The 17,280-nt window shown below is 41.6% G+C and carries 15 protein-coding genes and 1 pseudogene; 14 read left to right on the top strand and 2 right to left on the bottom strand.

Going from position 1 to position 17,280, the window contains the following annotated elements; translation table 11 throughout:
- Window positions 1-11 precede the first annotated feature (11 nt).
- The 6 genes and pseudogenes from QFZ72_RS26180 to QFZ72_RS26155 all read left to right on the top strand — a co-directional run bounded on the left by QFZ72_RS26180 (window position 12) and on the right by QFZ72_RS26155 (window position 5,471).
- Window positions 12-536, top strand: a complete 525-nt coding sequence (locus QFZ72_RS26180; protein ID WP_307439159.1) for a type 1 glutamine amidotransferase domain-containing protein — start codon at window positions 12-14, stop codon at window positions 534-536.
- Between the two features lie 336 nt (window positions 537-872).
- Window positions 873-2,045: an ABC transporter substrate-binding protein gene (locus QFZ72_RS26175; RefSeq protein ID WP_307439158.1), complete on the top strand. Its 1,173-nt coding sequence runs from the start codon at window positions 873-875 to the stop codon at window positions 2,043-2,045.
- A gap of 105 nt (window positions 2,046-2,150) precedes the next feature.
- Window positions 2,151-3,030, top strand: a pseudogene (locus QFZ72_RS26170) (branched-chain amino acid ABC transporter permease).
- A 5-nt stretch (window positions 3,031-3,035) separates the two neighbouring features.
- Window positions 3,036-4,010, top strand: a complete 975-nt coding sequence (locus QFZ72_RS26165; protein ID WP_307439156.1) for a branched-chain amino acid ABC transporter permease — start codon at window positions 3,036-3,038, stop codon at window positions 4,008-4,010.
- Window positions 3,985-4,764, top strand: coding sequence for an ABC transporter ATP-binding protein (locus tag QFZ72_RS26160; RefSeq protein WP_307439154.1), 780 nt, complete (start codon window positions 3,985-3,987; stop codon window positions 4,762-4,764). Before QFZ72_RS26165 ends, QFZ72_RS26160 begins: the two co-directional genes overlap by 26 nt.
- A complete protein-coding gene (locus tag QFZ72_RS26155) occupies window positions 4,764-5,471 on the top strand; it encodes an ABC transporter ATP-binding protein (RefSeq protein WP_307439151.1) in 708 nt (235 codons plus the stop codon). Before QFZ72_RS26160 ends, QFZ72_RS26155 begins: the two co-directional genes overlap by 1 nt.
- A 224-nt stretch (window positions 5,472-5,695) precedes the next feature.
- Here QFZ72_RS26155 and QFZ72_RS26150 read toward each other — a convergent pair whose 3' ends face one another.
- Window positions 5,696-6,901: an MFS transporter gene (locus QFZ72_RS26150; protein ID WP_307439148.1), complete on the bottom strand. Its 1,206-nt coding sequence runs from the start codon at window positions 6,899-6,901 to the stop codon at window positions 5,696-5,698.
- 231 nt (window positions 6,902-7,132) lie between these two features.
- Here QFZ72_RS26150 and QFZ72_RS26145 point away from each other — a divergent pair, with 231 nt between their 5' ends.
- Both QFZ72_RS26145 and QFZ72_RS26140 read left to right on the top strand, forming a co-directional pair.
- Window positions 7,133-7,465, top strand: coding sequence for a DUF485 domain-containing protein (locus QFZ72_RS26145; RefSeq protein WP_307439146.1), 333 nt, complete (start codon window positions 7,133-7,135; stop codon window positions 7,463-7,465).
- 15 nt (window positions 7,466-7,480) lie between these two features.
- A complete protein-coding gene (locus tag QFZ72_RS26140) occupies window positions 7,481-9,010 on the top strand; it encodes a solute symporter family protein (RefSeq protein ID WP_307439144.1) in 1,530 nt (509 codons plus the stop codon).
- A 226-nt stretch (window positions 9,011-9,236) separates the two neighbouring features.
- On the opposite strand, the gene QFZ72_RS26135 is transcribed toward QFZ72_RS26140, so the two are convergent.
- Complete coding sequence (locus QFZ72_RS26135; protein WP_307439142.1) at window positions 9,237-9,422, bottom strand: hypothetical protein; 186 nt, start codon at window positions 9,420-9,422, stop codon at window positions 9,237-9,239.
- Between the two features lie 160 nt (window positions 9,423-9,582).
- Here QFZ72_RS26135 and QFZ72_RS26130 point away from each other — a divergent pair, with 160 nt between their 5' ends.
- The 6 genes from QFZ72_RS26130 (at window position 9,583) to QFZ72_RS26105 (ending at window position 17,279) form a co-directional block, all read left to right on the top strand.
- Window positions 9,583-10,851, top strand: coding sequence for an ATP-binding protein (locus tag QFZ72_RS26130; RefSeq protein ID WP_307439140.1), 1,269 nt, complete (start codon window positions 9,583-9,585; stop codon window positions 10,849-10,851).
- Between the two features lie 142 nt (window positions 10,852-10,993).
- Window positions 10,994-13,069, top strand: coding sequence for a carbon starvation CstA family protein (locus QFZ72_RS26125; protein WP_307439137.1), 2,076 nt, complete (start codon window positions 10,994-10,996; stop codon window positions 13,067-13,069).
- Window positions 13,062-13,265 carry a YbdD/YjiX family protein gene (locus tag QFZ72_RS26120; RefSeq protein ID WP_307439135.1) on the top strand — a complete coding sequence of 68 codons (204 nt, stop codon included), beginning with the start codon at window positions 13,062-13,064 and terminating at the stop codon, window positions 13,263-13,265. The genes QFZ72_RS26125 and QFZ72_RS26120 overlap by 8 nt, the downstream gene beginning before the upstream one ends.
- A 96-nt stretch (window positions 13,266-13,361) precedes the next feature.
- Window positions 13,362-15,638: an ATP-dependent DNA helicase gene (locus tag QFZ72_RS26115; RefSeq protein WP_307439132.1), complete on the top strand. Its 2,277-nt coding sequence runs from the start codon at window positions 13,362-13,364 to the stop codon at window positions 15,636-15,638.
- Window positions 15,639-15,723: 85 nt separating this feature from the next.
- Entirely contained in the window at window positions 15,724-15,876 is a 153-nt protein-coding gene (locus QFZ72_RS26110) for a hypothetical protein (RefSeq protein WP_307439130.1), read from the top strand.
- A gap of 239 nt (window positions 15,877-16,115) precedes the next feature.
- Complete coding sequence (locus QFZ72_RS26105) at window positions 16,116-17,279, top strand: endonuclease (RefSeq protein ID WP_373464721.1); 1,164 nt, start codon at window positions 16,116-16,118, stop codon at window positions 17,277-17,279.
- The last annotated feature ends 1 nt before the right edge of the window (window position 17,280 follow it).

The raw sequence follows: 17,280 nt of genomic DNA, 5'->3' as shown, positions 1-17,280 counted from the left end.
GAGGTGGGACAATGCGTTTATCAAATAAAAAAGTTATTGCGCTGGTCAGTGCTGATTTTGAAGATCTTGAATTATGGTACCCTGTGCTTCGTTTACAGGAAGAAGGGGCAGCAGTCCACTTAGTAGGTGAAAAAGCAGGCGAAACCTATATCGGAAAGTATGGCGTTCCAGCCACAGCGGATTATGCGTTTGGGGATATACGCTCTGAAGATTATGACGCCATTTTGGTCCCTGGAGGCTGGGCGCCTGATAAATTAAGACGATATCCAGAAGTTCTTCAAATGGTGAAGGACATGCATGAGAAAGAAAAGCCGATCGGACAAATCTGTCATGCAGGATGGGTGCTGATTTCAGCCAGAATATTAGAAGGCAGAAATGTAACAAGCACACCTGGCATTAAAGATGATATGGAGAATGCAGGGGCCAAATGGCATGATGAAGCAGTTGTTGTTGACGGACATATCGTTTCGAGCAGAAGACCGCCCGACTTGCCGCCTTATGTAAAAGCTTTTGCAGATGTTTTAGCTGAAAAATGATTATTTATAGATAAAGGAGAGAGAGTGTCATAGAATGTGATGCTTTCTTTTTTATTTTTATATAGATTATTGAATAAATATTATTGAGAATGATAGATTTTAGTCTACTATCCTGATAAAGGGATCAATAATAGCTGAAATGTCAATAGATAAAAAGAATAGAATACTATAGACGAATAGCAAATAATATTATAATATATTTTCAGAATATTAATGTTTTTTAGAAGAATCATATTATTCGGACTAAAGATCCTTTTAGGGGGTGATTCGATTAGAATCAGGAACTGATAAGACCGAAAGTTTGCATCAAAATATGATCAAAAACGGGGGATACAAATGAAAAAGAGAAGATTAATGGCAGTGTTTATGTCACTTATGATTTCAGCTGGCGTGATGGCTGGATGCGGTGCAAAAAGCACAGGTTCATCCGAAGGAGAGACAATAAAAATCGGAGCGAACTTAGAATTATCCGGCGGGGTGGCGTCTTACGGCCAATCCATTTCAGAAGGCCTGGAACTTGCTTTAGAAGAGATCAATAAAAAAGGGATCGACGGCAAAAAGATTGAGCTTGTTGAATTTGATAATAAATCAGATGCAGCTGAAGCAACAAATGGAGCTATCAAACTTGTAAGCCAGGATAAGGTAGCTGCCATCATTGGAGCTGCAACAAGTACAAATACTCTGGCTCAGGTGCAGATTGCACAAGATAATAAAGTGCCATTAATTACACCAACTGGAACGAACCCGACAATAACGAATACAGATGGCAAAGTCAATGATTATGTATTCCGTACATGCTTTATCGACCCATTCCAAGGAACGGTTGCTGCAAACTTTGCAACAGGCGACTTATCAGTGAAAAATGCGGCTGTACTAATCGACAGCTCAAGCGATTATGCGAAAGGTCTGGCAAAATCCTTCAAAGAATCATTTGAGAAAAGCGGCGGAAAAATTGTCTCAGAGGAAGCTTATGTAGCTAAAGACACAGATTTCCGTGCAACTCTTACAAGAATTAAATCAGCAAATCCAGAGTTTGTTTTCCTTCCTGGCTACTATGAAGAGGTAGGCCTAATTGTGAAACAAGCCCGTGAGCTTGGCATTGATGTTCCTTTCATGGGAGGCGATGGATGGGATTCTCCGAAGCTGATTGAAATTGCTGGCGGAGAATCTTTGAACAACACATTCATTACGAACCATTATTCTGCTAGTGATCCAGATGAGAAAATTCAAAATTTCGTAAAAGCGTTCAAGGCGAAATACAAAGATAAATCTCCAGATGCATTTAATGCTCTTGGATATGATACAGGATATTTCCTAGCTGATGCGATTAAACGTGCAGGCGGCGCTGACCCTGAGAAGCTTCAAAAAGCAATCGAAGAAACAAAAGATCTTGCTCTTGTTTCAGGTAACCTGACGCTTGATGAACTTCATGATCCAGTTAAGTCTGCTGCTATTCTTGAATATAAAGATGGCGAGCAAACATTTAAAACGAATGTAGATCCTGAATAAAAAATCACATAGCAGATAGAGTAGGGGGCCATGCCCCCTATTATTCTGAATTTAACAATGAAAACTGCCATACAAAATAAAAGACTTTCAGGGGAGAAAGAGACTATGGAAATTTTTCAGCAGATTGTCAACGGTATATCTCTGGGCAGTATTTATGCTTTAATTGCACTTGGCTATACAATGGTATACGGCATCGTGAAGCTCATAAACTTTGCTCATGGTGATGTGTTCATGATAGGTGCCTTTGTAGGGTTTTACTCGATTACAATTTTAGAACTTGGGTTTTTCCCGGCATTAATCATCTCTATGGCAGTTTGTGCATTATTCGGAGTATTAATCGAGAGGATAGCTTATAAACCTTTGAGAAATGCGACTAGAATTGCAGCACTTATTACAGCAATTGGAGTTTCCCTCCTCATTGAATACGGAGTTATTTACGTGAGAGGAGCACAGCCGGAAGCATATCCTGGAACAGTTCTTCCATCGGAGAGCATTTCAATTTTCGGCGTCACAATTAGCAGTCAGTCATTATTTATTCTGGGTATTTCTGTCGGGCTTATGATCTTGCTTCAATTTATTGTTCATAAAACGAAAATCGGCAAAGCCATGCGTGCGGTTTCACATGATGCAGATGCAGCAAGGCTAATGGGAATCAACGTTGACAATACCATTTCTGCTACTTTCGCAATTGGCTCTGCTTTAGCGGGGGCAGCGGGTGTTATTTTTGGAACTTATTATATTAAAATTGAGCCGCTTATGGGGATTATCCCAGGCTTGAAGGCCTTTGTCGCTGCAGTATTGGGCGGGAATCGGGATTATTCCAGGTGCGATGGTTGGCGGATTGCTTCTCGGAGTCATTGAATCACTGGTAAGTGCAATGGGCTACTCCTTATGGCGTGATGGTGTAGCATTTATCGTCCTTATTCTCATTCTTATCTTCCGTCCATCAGGATTGTTTGGCAAAAACGTTAGAGAGAAAGTGTAAGGGGGATGACAGCAATGAAGAAATCAAAAGGGTTTTGGTTATCTATCGGTTTGGCACTTGTTGGTTTCATCGGCGTACAAATTTTAATAACGGGCGGGTTCTTGAACATTTATCTGGTCAATGCTCTTTACTTTATGGCCATTAATATTATACTGGCTGCAAGTCTTCATCTTATTATCGGAATTACCGGTCAATTTTCAATTGGACATGCAGGATTTTTAGCGGTAGGGGCATATGCTTCGGCTGTTATTACAATGAAGATGCAATTGCCGTTTTCGGTTGCCCTGATTGTAGGCGGACTGGCTGCAGCTGTTGCCGGTCTTATTATTGGAATACCAAGTTTGCGTCTAAAAGGGGACTATCTTGCCATTGCTACACTTGGATTTGGTGAAATCGTCCGTATCGCGTTTTTGAATATTGATTATGTTGGCGGAGCAAGCGGCATGCAGGTATCCCATCTTACAACTTGGCCGTGGGTGTTCGGATGTTTGCTCATTACTATTCTTGCTATTGTCAATTTTACGAATTCAACGCATGGACGAGCTTGTATTTCTATTCGTGAAAATGAAATAGCAGCAGATGCGATGGGAATCAATACAACGTACTACAAAGTTGCGGCCTTCGTGATTGGTGCCTTTTTCGCAGGAATTGCAGGCGGACTGTTCGCTCATAACTTTTACATCATCCAGCCAACAAACTTCGGCTTTTTAAAGTCATTTGATATTTTAATCTTTGTTGTTCTTGGCGGGCTCGGCAGTATGTCTGGTGCCGTTCTGGCAGCAATCCTGCTTACGATTGTTTCTACTTTCCTCCAGGAATACCCAGAGACAAGAATGATTATTTACAGTCTTGTCCTGATTGTGATGATGCTTTATCGTCCTCAAGGCTTGCTCGGTACGAAAGAGTTCACTTCATTTTTCAAAAATCGTAAAGGCATGAAAGGGGGTGCAGGGCATGACAGCAAAAACACCGTTGCTTAATGTGCAGAATTTAGGCATAAAGTTTGGGGGTCTTAAGGCTCTCTCATCCGTCAATATCGAATTGAATAAAGGTGAGCTTGTTGGATTGATCGGCCCAAATGGAGCTGGAAAAACGACCTTTTTTAATCTGTTAACAGGCGTATATGTACCAACAGAAGGATCGTTAATGCTTGAAGGTCAAAAACTGAACGGTCTTGTACCCTATAAAATTACGCGCAAAGGAATCAGCAGAACGTTTCAAAACATTAGACTGTTCAATGATCTTTCTGTTTTGGATAATGTAAAAGTGGCCTATCATTCTCTTGCAAAGCATTCCATTGCAAGTTCTATTCTCAGGCTGCCTTCCCATTTTTCCGGAGAACGTGAAATGGAAGAAAAAGCGATTGAATTTCTTAAGATTTTCAAGCTTGATAAAGTGAAACACGAGAAGGCAAAGAATCTGCCATACGGTCAGCAGCGCCGTTTAGAAATTGCCCGTGCACTTGCAGCTAACCCTAAACTTTTGCTTCTTGATGAGCCTGCAGCAGGGATGAACCCGCAGGAAACAGAAGAACTGATGAATTTGATTGCATTTATCCGCGCGAAGTTTGATTTAACGGTTTTGCTGATTGAACATGATATGCCGCTTGTCATGGGTGTTTGTGAACGAATTTATGTACTTGATCATGGCCAGTTAATTGCTCAGGGAGTGCCTGAGGAAATCCGAAACAATCCAAAAGTCATCGAAGCGTATCTCGGCGAGGAGGTTTCATAATGCTGAAAGTAGATGGAATCAATGTATACTACGGAAATATACAGGCAATAAAGGATGTATCTCTAGAGATTAATCAAGGTGAAATTGTGACCTTGATCGGTGCAAATGGAGCCGGGAAGAGCACACTTTTAAAAACCATTTCAGGACTTTTAAAGCCTAAAAAGGGAGAGGTGCTTTTCCAAGATAAATCAATTGCAGGAAAAGCAGCTCAAACAATCGTTAAACAAGGAATATCACATGTTCCTGAGGGACGCAGAGTGTTTGCAAACATGACGGTTGAGGAGAATTTAGAGCTTGGAGCTTACTTGCGCAAAGATAAAGCTGAAATCAAAAGGGATTTTGAAAAAGTATTTGAACTCTTTCCAAGGCTGCTTGAGCGCAAAAAACAGCAGGCAGGAACACTATCAGGAGGGGAACAGCAAATGCTTGCAATGGGACGCGCGCTAATGGCGCGCCCTAAGCTTCTTCTGCTGGATGAACCATCAATGGGACTTGCTCCGCTGCTGGTTAAAACGATCTTCAGAATTATTGAAGAGATCAATAAAACTGGCACAACCATTTTATTAGTTGAACAAAATGCAAATATGGCTTTGTCGATCGCTGATAGAGTATATGTCATTGAAACAGGCAAGGTTGTGCTGTCTGGAACGGCAGATGAATTAAATGCAAGTGATCAGCTGAAAATGGCTTACCTGGGAGGTCATTAACTGAAAAAACCCCTTCAACTCTTAAAGGTTGAAGGGGTTTTTCATTGTCTAGGAAATTATAAAAGGAAATAGGTTGTGGATAACGAAATAAAGTTATCTACGTCCAGCTCCAGCGCCTAAATCCTCGGTCAGAACGAATCCGCCAAAAAAGTCAAACCCGGACTTTTCTGTCGGATTCTTATCTGCCTGTCGGATCTGACCAAGGCGCTTGCGCTTTTGTTCAGTTAAAACAGCTGCTTGGCTTTTGTTTCTTTTCCAAGAACGATAACAGCCAGTACACCGATCAGAATGGATACACAAAAGATTGAAAAGATCATGGTCATTGAGGTATCTTTGGCAACAAGATAACCAACAAGCAATGGCCCTAAAATTCCTCCAATGCGTCCGAATGATGCAGCCATTCCGGCGCCTGTTCCGCGAACAGCTGTCGGATATTGCTCAGGAGTATAAGCGTATAACGCTCCCCAGGCTCCCAGATTGAAGAATGACAGGAATATTCCTGATGTAAGAAGCAGAGTAAGAGATTCAGCCGTTCCAAAGAAATAGGCACTTAACGCAGTTCCGACTAAATAGGTCGTTAACACAAACTTCCTGCCGAATTTCTCTATAAACCAGGCTGCTGTGAAATAGCCTGGAAGCTGAGCAAGGGTCATGATAAGAACATATTGAAAGCTCTTGATTAAACTGAAGCCTTTCAGAACCATGACACTTGGCAGCCATAAAAACATGCCGTAGTAAGAAAAGACAACACAGAACCAAAGAATCCAAAGCATAGTGGTCTGACGGATGTAATCCTTAGACCAGACCGTTTTAATATTTTCCAAAATGGAAGGCTTCTGTTCTTTCTTGATCGCTAAAAACTTGGGAGAGTCCGGAAGTTTAATCCGTAAGTACAGCGCATAAAATGCAGGCAATGCACTTAGAAGCAGAGCCATTTGCCATCCGTAGCTTGGAATGATGAAATAAGAGATAAGAGCGGCAATAAGCCAGCCTGCAGCCCAGAAGCTTTCGAGCAGGACAACAATTCTTCCCCGTTTTTCAGGTGCTACACTTTCAGACACGAGAGTTGATGCAACAGGAAGTTCTCCTCCAAGCCCCATTCCAACAAAAAACCTTAATATGAGGAAGGCGGTCAATGTAGTTGTGAAAGCAGACAGTCCGCTTCCGACTGAAAAGAGAAGCAAGGTAATAATAAAGACATGTTTCCTTCCAATTCGGTCAGACAATAATCCAAACACGAGGGCGCCAACAGCCATTCCGATAGAATTCATGCTGCCGATCCAGGCCATTTGTTTAAGGCTTAAATCCCATTCAGATTGAAGCGCCGCTATAATAAATGAGAGCATTCCAACATCCATGGCATCAAAAAGCCAGCCAAGTCCTGCAATTCCAAGCAGTTTTCGGGTTGGAAGTGTATTCTTTTTCTCCATCGTATCCTCCTTAACAGCTTTCACCGATAATAGAATGCAGTAATCTTTCTTATTTTAGTCTACCTTCTGAATTATATCTATCTTTGAATGAGTCTAAAGAAGGTTATTTTTAAAAAATAAGATAACTAAATTTACATACTTTTCAGATAAATATATAATGAGAGTGTGAAAATTTGGAATTAAAGGAGGTTTGGGTTTTTTTACAAACTTTTAACTAAGGGGGAACTAATAGTGAGTAATGAAGAACAACAATTGAAGTCCGCACAGTCCTCAGTAGATTACACCAAAATTGTTCAGTCGGAATCCTTTCAAAAACTGCTTCAGGCAAAACGAAATTTCATCTTGCCAATGTCATTATTTTTTTTAGCATTTTATTTTACACTGCCGGTGTTAACGGCCTATTCAACCGTACTGAATGAGTATGCAGTCGGCGCGATCAGCTGGGCATGGGTATTTGCCTTTGCCCAATTTATTATGACTTGGACGCTGTGCATGCTTTATTCCAGCCGGGCAAAGAAGTTTGATCAGATGGTTGAAGAAATCAAAGCTGAAGCAAGAAGGTAAAGGAGGAAACTTACAATGAACATGCTGGCATTCTCTCTCTTTTTGGCAATCGTTATTATGACATTATTTATTACCTATTTTGCCTCAAAGCGCACAAAGACAACCAGTGATTTTTACACCGCAGACAGCAGTTTAACCGGCTTTCAAAACGGACTGGCTATCGCTGGCGATTATATGTCCGCTGCTTCTTTTTTAGGGATCGCCGGAATGATAGCGCTCTCGGGATTTGATGGTTTCTTTTACAGCATAGGATTTTTAGTTGCATATCTTGTGGTGTTATACATAGTGGCTGAGCCCCTTCGGAATTTGGGGAAGTATACAATGGCTGACATGATAGCAGCAAGGTTTAATAACAGTAAAGTGCGCGGTGTAGCTGCTCTGAATACGATTTCTATTTCAATCTTTTATATGATTGCTCAGTTAGTGGGAGCGGGAGGGCTTATTCATCTTCTCCTTGGCATTGAATATGTGTATTCAGTTCTGATTGTTGGCACTCTGATGACAATCTATGTGGTATTCGGAGGAATGACTGCAACGAGCTGGGTGCAGATTGTAAAAGCTGTTCTTCTTATGATAGGTACATTTATAATCTCAGTTATTGTGTTTGCTAAATTTGATTTCAGCATCATGAAAATGTTCTCTGAGATGCAGACGGCGACGCCGCTTGGTGAAAGCTTTTTGAATCCGGGGAATAAGTTTAAGAATCCGCTTGATACGATTTCGCTGAATCTGGCGCTTGTTCTTGGAACGGCCGGACTTCCTCATATCCTGATTCGTTTCTTTACAGTGAAGGATGCCATTACAGCACGTAAATCTGTTGTATATGCAACATGGATTATCGGTGCGTTTTATGTGATGACTGTCTTTTTAGGTTTAGGAGCTGCAGCGTTTGTTGGCTATGACAATATTGTAGCTGCAAACTCAGCTGGGAACATGGCAGCGCCATTGCTTGCAGAAGCGATTGGCGGGGATTTCTTATTTGCCTTTGTTTCGGCAGTAGCATTCGCAACAATACTCGCTGTTGTAGCGGGACTCGTGCTATCAGCTGCTTCTGCATTTGCGCATGACTTTTACAGCCATATTCTTCGCCGCGGAGAAGCAACTGAGAAAGAGCAGGTTGTCGCAGCCAGGTGGGCATCTATCGGTGTGGCGGTTCTTTCAATTCTTCTCGCATTGTTTGCGCAGAACATGAACGTTGCATTTTTAGTCGCACTGGCCTTTGCTGTCGCGGCAAGCGCCAATTTGCCAATTCTCCTGCTGACGATTTTCTGGAAACGGTTTAATACAGCCGGCGCTGTTACAGGTATGCTGACTGGTTTGTTCAGTTCTTTAATTCTTGTAGCTATAAGCCCGAATGTATGGTCACCAGAAGCAGGAGCAGCCATTTTTGTTGGAGATCCTTTGTTCAGCCTGTCTAATCCGGGTATCGTTTCAATCCCGCTTGGATTCCTTGGTGCTTACATCGGAACCATCGTTTCAAGCAAGAAAGAAGATGCGAAGAAATTTGATGAGATTCTTGTGAAGGCTAATACTGGAATGAAATAAGTCATAAAAACCCTCCCGCTTTGAAGCGGGAGGGTTTTTGTATAAGAATAGTGAGAAATAAAGAGAGATTCCGGGTTAAAAAGATCTGTTTGAAACAGAAGAATATAAGCTGAGAACATGTATATCAGATGCAAAAGAAAGAATCGGGCTGAACAAAAAAGCGCCGGCTGAAAAAAACAATGGCTGAAAGAATTAGAAAAACGGCTGAAAAAATCTCGCTGAAAAATTAATCACTTGAAGATTGATCCTTTGTTTTATGTTTCTTTTTTTCATCCTGAAGTCCGATTTTTACCTCTTCGGTTGGGATAGCGTCAACGGTCATTTCATTTTCCCGTTCAATAAGTGTTTTTCCGTCACGGCCTGGTATCTGCTCGGGATTATCTTGTTTTTGTTTCGTTTTTTTATCTGTCACGCCAATCACCTCCATGTATGTACAGATACCTGTTTTACTGCGGGTTAAAACATTTAATAAACGTTTGTTTAAATATAAGGTTCATTAAAAAAACAAAGAGGAGTTATGCGATTTTTGTCGAATATCAACTCAATACACAAATATAATTGGGGAAAATACGATGCTCGCAGAGAAATTAACATTACATGTTTTAATCGTTTTGGTTCCTGTCTTAATTTATACGGTTATTTTTGAAAACAAGCGCATTACGGCATCTCCTTATTTCTCCGGAGTTATATACGGAATCTCTGCCTTTTTGTGCATGATTTTCTCGTTTTATGATTACGGTCTTTATTGGGATTTAAGGTATGTCCCAATGGTGCTTGCATTGTTGTATGGAGGCCCTGCTTCAGGCCTGATTGTTTTCTTTTTCATTCTGCTCGCCAGAACATACATAGGCGGGGAAGCGCTTGTTTTTGGATATATAAGCGCCTTCCTTGCATTGATTGGACCGTTCCTATTTTCAAAGCGTTTTAGAAAGTACAAGCCTAAAAAAAGAATTCAGCTTTCTATCCTTATTGGATTCTGGCCAGCTGTTGTCCAGCTTTTCATTCTGCTTTCTTTTTTAATCACATCTGATTTCACCTTCAGCAGCAGCAGGGAGCTGTTATTATATGTGTTTATCTTCGGAACTTTACAAGTTTTCGCTATTGGGATTGCTGCTAAGCTGCTTGAAGCTGGCATTGACAGGAAAATGATGAAGCAGGAGATTATCCGGACTGAAAAGCTGAACACGATTGGTGAGCTTGCTGCATCCATCGCACATGAAGTCCGAAATCCATTAACCGTTGTAAAAGGGTTTTTGCAGCTGATGGAAAAAGAAAAGAAGACCGAAGAACAATATATGCGTTTAATTTTGAGTGAGCTTGGCAGAGCAGAGTCCATTCTGAATGATTATCTTAATTTTGCTAAGCCTAAGCTTAAAAAAATTGAAGAATTTCAGCTCTCAGAAGTTATTCAGGATGTCGTCTATTTATTAAATGCACTTGCGGTCAAGCAAGGAGTTAAGTTATCCTGCCAGCTGCAGCCGGGCCTTTATGTTGAAACAGATCGAAGCCAGCTGAAGCAGGCACTGGTAAATTTCATTAAAAATGCAATCGAAGCAACTCCTGGAGGCGGGAGGGTCCGAATACAGCTCTATTTGAAAAACGGCCATGCCCATACAGTCATATCTGATACAGGCAAGGGGATGACAACGGAGCAGCTTTCCCAGATTGGCACTGTTTTTTATTCGACCAAGGATAAAGGCACCGGTCTTGGAACAACCGTTTCGCTTCGCATTATTGAAACCATGAAAGGAAGAGTAGCTTATAAAAGCGATCTTGGTGCGGGTACAGAAGTGACCATGATCCTGCCGGTGAAAAATAAGAAAAGAGGCGCACCACAGTAGGTACTGTGGTTTTTTTATGCCTTAAATCACATCTTCTGATCTGAAATTCTAGTATTAACCTACTAAATTAGTAAAATTATTATTTAAAAATTCAGATAACAAAAGTATAATAGGTTTGTATGTTACAGAAGGGATGATGCAGATGAAGGCTTTGAGGTCTATTATTATTTGGGGGTTAGTCTCTGCACTGGGAGCAGCTGGATTTGCAGTCATCGCTCTCAATCAGGGGGAGAGCATTAATGCAATTTGGCTGCTGACAGCTGCAGTTTGTTCGTATGCGGTTGCATACCGTTTTTACAGCCGTTTTATTGCGGGCAAGGTGTTTGAGCTTGATGATAAGCGGGAAACACCTGCAGAAACACACAATGACGGCAAGGATTATGTGCCGACCAACAAATGGGTATTGTTTGGTCATCACTTTGCAGCGATCGCGGGAGCAGGGCCGCTTGTAGGGCCTATACTTGCTGCACAAATGGGGTATTTGCCGGGTACGATCTGGATTATCGTCGGCGTTATCCTTGCAGGGGCCGTACAGGATTTCATTATTTTGTTCGGTTCAATGCGCCGAAAAGGAAAATCATTAGGGGAAATGATTAAAGAAGAAATGGGTCCGATAACGGGAATCATAGCCATGGTAGGTATTTTAGGTATTATGATTATTTTATTAGCAGTTTTGGCTCTCGTTGTGGTGAAAGCGCTTGTAGGAAGTCCGTGGGGAATGTTTACAATCGCAGCAACGATTCCAATTGCTGTATTTATGGGCGTTTACATGAGGTATATTCGCCCGGGAAGAGTGGGGGAAGGTTCAGTTATCGGTGTCGTGCTTCTTCTATTATCGATCTTCCTTGGACAGTACGTTGCGGAAACACCGGAACTTGCAAAGCTATTTACATATAAAGGCGAAACAATTGCTATTTTAATGATTGTATACGGTTTCATAGCGTCTGTTTTGCCGGTTTGGCTCCTGCTTGCGCCAAGGGATTATCTAAGTACATTCCTGAAAGTCGGAACCATTGTCGGTCTCGCACTTGGAATCATCGTTGTAGCTCCAGACCTGCAGATGCCGTCTGTTACACCATTTGTAGATGGTACAGGACCTGTATTTGCAGGAAATATGTTTCCGTTTTTATTTATCACGATTGCATGCGGTGCTGTTTCCGGCTTCCATGCTTTAGTATCTTCGGGCACAACGCCGAAAATGATCGAAAGAGAATCGCATGCCCGTCCAATCGGATATGGCGCGATGCTTACAGAATCTTTTGTCGCTGTTATGGCGATGATTGCTGCCTGTGTTCTTACGCCGGGTATCTATTTCGCTATAAATAGTCCGCCAGCACTGATTGGGACGGAAGCTGTACAAGCGGCAACAACCGTTTCAAGCTGGGGCTATACGATCACGCCGGATGATTTGACAGCGCTTGCAGATGATGTTGGAGAAGAAACGGTTCTCTCAAGAACTGGAGGAGCTCCAACTCTTGCAATCGGAATGGCTTATATCTTTTCTGAAGTCATTGGCGGTAAAGCGCTTATGGCCTTCTGGTATCATTTCGCCATTTTGTTCGAAGCCTTATTTATTCTGACAACAATTGATGCAGGAACCCGGGTTGGGCGCTTTATGATACAGGATTTATTGGGTCATATCTATAAACCTTTGGCCAGAACAGAATATCTTCCGGCCAATATTCTTGCTACCGCACTTTGTGTTTTTGGCTGGGGATATTTCCTCTATCAGGGTGTTATCGATCCGTTAGGCGGAATCAACACACTCTGGCCGCTGTTCGGTATTGCCAATCAGATGCTGGCAGGAATTGCATTGCTGCTTGGAACGACGATTCTTTTCAAAATGGGCAAAAAAGCATACGTTTGGATTACACTTGTTCCGACGACATGGATTTTAATCGTAACGATGACAGCCGGATGGCAAAAGCTTTTCCATGAAAATCCGAAAATAGGATTCTTATCACATGCAAATCTGTTTAAGGGTGCGCTTGATAAAGGAGAGGTACTCGCCCCTGCTGCAAATGCCGCTCAGATGAAGCAGGTATTGATAAATGATTACGTTGATGCAGCTCTTTGCGCCATCTTTATGCTTGTAGTAATCGCCGTCTTGATTTCGGCCATCCGCATATGGATAAAGGTATTGACCAACAAGAAGACCACATTGCACGAGGCGCCGTATATTGCCAGGTCTGAAGGAGGCATAAGCCACCATGTATAAGAAACTATCTACCATTCTTAAGTTCAGAAAGCAGTTTATCAGTTTGATGGCAGGTGTTCCAAGCTATGAAAAATATGTGGAGCATATGATGGTGCATCACCCGGATCAGCCGGTCCAAAGCAGAAAGGAATTTTTCTGCGAGGCACAGGAAGCACGCTACAACGCAAAAGGCGGAAAGGTTTCGCGCTGCTGTTAATGATGAGAAATCGCCCATCTCCCAGGTGGGCGATTTCTTTTTATCCTGAGGCTAAAACCACAAAATATCTGATAAAATAATAACAGGTGATGTCGAATGAAAGAAGTGCATATTTCAGTCAGAGCACTAGTAGAATATGTTTTCAGATCAGGAAGCATTGATTCAAGATTCAGGACAGCTGCAACGATGACAGAAGGGACAAAAGCACATCAGACGATTCAGAAGACATATGAAGAAACGGATCAAAAAGAAGTATTTTTAAAGACTGTCATCGAGCATAACCACCTCTCTTTTTTAATTGAGGGGAGATGTGACGGGCTTCTGTTAACTGAAGATATACCATATATTGATGAAATAAAATCAACTGCGGGTGATCTTTCTTTATTAAAAGAGGATTCTCATCCAGTTCACTGGGCCCAGGCGAAATGCTACGCTTATATTGTTTCAAAAGAAAGAGCATTAGATCATATCGGTGTGCAGCTGACCTATGTCAGCGTACAGTCAGGCGAAAAAGTGAGGTTTAGAAAAATCGTTTCATCAGCAGATCTCGATTCTTTCATGGAGGAATTGGTAAAAGATTATTATCCATATGCTGAATTAAGAGCAGGGCATCAAAAGAAACGTGATGAAAGCATTGAAAAGTTATCTTTTCCTTTTGAAACATACAGAGAGGGTCAAAGGAAGCTTGCTGGCACAGTCTACAAAGCAATCAGCGACAAGGCAGACTTGTTTGCTCAAGCCTCAACCGGAATCGGCAAAACGATTTCCACAGTCTTTCCAGCTTTGAAAGCTATGGGAGAAGGTAAAGCAGAAAGACTATTTTACTTAACGGCTAAAACGATCACAAGAAAAGCAGCAGAAGATACCTTTTCTTACATGGAAACAAAGGGACTGTGCTTTCATACTGTTACGATTACAGCAAAGGAAAAGGTTTGCTTAAAGGATGAGACCCGCTGTCAAAAGGATTACTGCGAATTTGCAAATGGATACTATGACAGGATTAATGGAGCGGTGCTTGATATCCTCTCAAATGAAACCCGTTTAACATCAGACGTCATTAAGAAGTATGCGTTAAAGCATACCGTTTGCCCCTTTGAATTTTCCTTAGACCTCGCATCTGCTTCAGACGGAATGATTTGTGATTACAATTATGTGTTTGATCCGCGTGTATCCTTAAAACGTTTTTTCGATGAACAAAAGAAAAAATCAGTCCTGCTGATCGACGAAGCGCATAATCTGGTTGACAGGGGAAGGGCGATGTTTTCTGCAGACTTGAAGAAATCGGAATTTCTTCAGCTGAAAAAGGAATTTAAAACGTCCAGCAGATCCATCTTCGAACATGCAAAAAAAATAAATGATTTTTTTATTGCTCTTCGAAAACAATGTGAAAATCATGCGATGCTGATGGAGAATGTCCCTAATGAGCTAATTGAGCAGCTGGAACCATTTATTTCAGACGCAGAAAAAGAGCTTTTAATGGGCAGTCAATCACAGCTTCTGTTAGATTGTTATTTTCAGGCTCAGACGTTTGTGAAAATGTCCAAGCTCTATGATGAGAGGTATGTAACAACAGTGGCAGCAGATCGAAGTGAGGCTGTGATTAAACTTCTGTGCCTTGATCCATCCTATCTTCTGCAGCAGGTGAAAAAACCGTTTCGCTCAAGTATCCACTTTTCAGCCACACTCTCTCCCCTCCATTTTTACATGGACATGCTTGGAGGAGTTTCAGACGATTATCAAGTGAAAATTCCCTCCCCATTCACCAGGGAAAACTTAGATGTCTATATCAAGCCGCTTTCTACCAGATATCACGACAGGGAAAAAAGCAAGAAGCCGATTTCTGATCTGGTTATGCAGCTGCTTGAAGAACGGGGCGGAAACTACCTTATCTTTTTTCCTTCTTACGTTTATATGAAGGAAGTATATGAATCTTTGACAGAGGTGAATCCGCCTTTTGAAATGATGATTCAGCAGCCTCAGATGACGGAAGCGGAGAGAGAAGCTTTTTTAGCTGCCTTTCAAGAAAACAGCAGCACGACACTGATTGGATTTGCCGTAATGGGCGGGATCTTTTCTGAAGGTGTTGACCTGATAGGCAACCGGTTAAATGGGGTCATCGTTGTTGGAGTAGGCCTGCCTCAGATAGGCTTTGAAAGAAACATTATGAAAGCTTATTTTCAGCAGACGGGAAAAAACGGGTTTGATTATGCCTATGTTTTCCCTGGGATGAACAAAGTGCTTCAGGCAGGTGGAAGACTGATTCGTTCTGAAAAAGATACCGGAACCATTGTGCTGGTAGATGACCGTTTCTTAACCGATAAGTACCAATCGCTTCTGCCGTATGAATGGAAGAACTTTGTCATTTTAAACTGAGACCTCTTTTCTATTCATTCAAACTCTCTGTACAAGGGTTTTTAATCTGCGCATAGGGGTAAAAAGGGAAAAGAGGTGATAATAAATGAGTGAATTTTTAAAGGACTTCTTCCTTTTTATAGGCGGATTCTTAAATATCGGAATAATCCTGCTGTTTGTCGTACTTGTTTTTGTCGCAATTGGAGTAAAACGAAAAAACAAACGCAAGGCTGGTCATATGAAAGATCAAAATTATTAATAGGAAGAAAAGATGCACTTCAGACAGAGGTGTATTTTTTTGTGCTTTTAGGTTTAGGGGGCACTAGTCTCATTCTATCATCTTTTGCAAAAAAGCAGGATTATGACACAAATTTACAAAATCATCATAAATAGTTAATGTTTCCATAGTATTCTATTTTCGTGATAATCAGAAAAATGAGGAGGAATACCATTTTGCTTAAAAACAAACATGCTGCAATTATCGTAAAACTGACACTTATGCTTAGTTTTTTTATTCCTGTGTTTCAAGTCTCTCCTTCACAAGCTTCAACTGGAGACGGCACTTGGACAGCACCGTATTCAGTAGCTCAGGCAAATGCCAATCAAACTGGTTCTGTTAAAACGGTTAATGGATACGTTGTGGGACAGCCGACTGCAACTAACACGGTAGTGACATCCAATTATCCGAATGATTATGCACTTGCACTCGCAGATTCACCGTCAGAAACAAGTACATCTAAAATGATTTATGTCCAAATTCCATCCTCGTTCCGAACACAATTTGGTTTGAAAACGAACCCTTCTCTAAAAGGCACGGAAATAAAAGTAACAGGTAAACTTGCAGCCTATTTTTCTCACACTGGAATAACGGGTGCGACAGCTATGGAAAAACAATCTGGAACTACAGACCCAACAGACCCGACAGACCCGACAGACCCGACAGACCCGACAGACCCTATAGAGCCACCTCCTTATGATGACACATATTATCAGTCTGCTATAGGGAAAACAGGCGAAGCTTTAAAGACGGAACTTCATAATATTATAGACGATCACAGAGAGCTTTCTTATGACAATGTCTGGGAAGCACTTAGAAACACAGATGAAGACACAAACAATCCGAACAACGTCATTCTGCTTTATACAGGACGTTCACAAAGCAAGCTTACAAACGGCGGAAATGTGAATGATTGGAATAGAGAGCACGTTTGGGCGAAATCACATGGCGACTTTGGAACAAGTGCCGGTGCCGGGACCGATATCCATCATTTAAGACCAACTGATGTTTCAGTAAACAGCTCAAGAGGCAATCTTGATTTTGATAACGGAGGAACACAGCACTCTGAAGCTTTAGGCAACTATTATGACTCTGATTCATGGGAGCCGAGAGACGCTGTTAAAGGTGATGTGGCCAGAATGTTATTTTACATGGCGGTCCGTTATGAAGGTGACAGCGGTGAGCTGGATCTTGAGCTGAACAACAATGTAAACAATGGAACTGCTCCGCTGCATGGAAAAATGTCTGTTCTGCTTGAATGGCACAGAGAAGATCCAGTAGATGCACGCGAAAGAAGAAGAAATGACATCATCTATAAAGACTATCAAAATAACCGCAATCCATTTATAGATCATCCAGAATGGGCTGAATCCATCTGGAACTAAG

Source organism: Bacillus sp. V2I10, assembly GCF_030817055.1.
GTDB lineage: Bacteria > Bacillota > Bacilli > Bacillales > Bacillaceae > Bacillus_P.
Note: the sequence above shows the minus strand (reverse complement) of the source record. Positions and strands in the feature narration are given on the sequence as shown.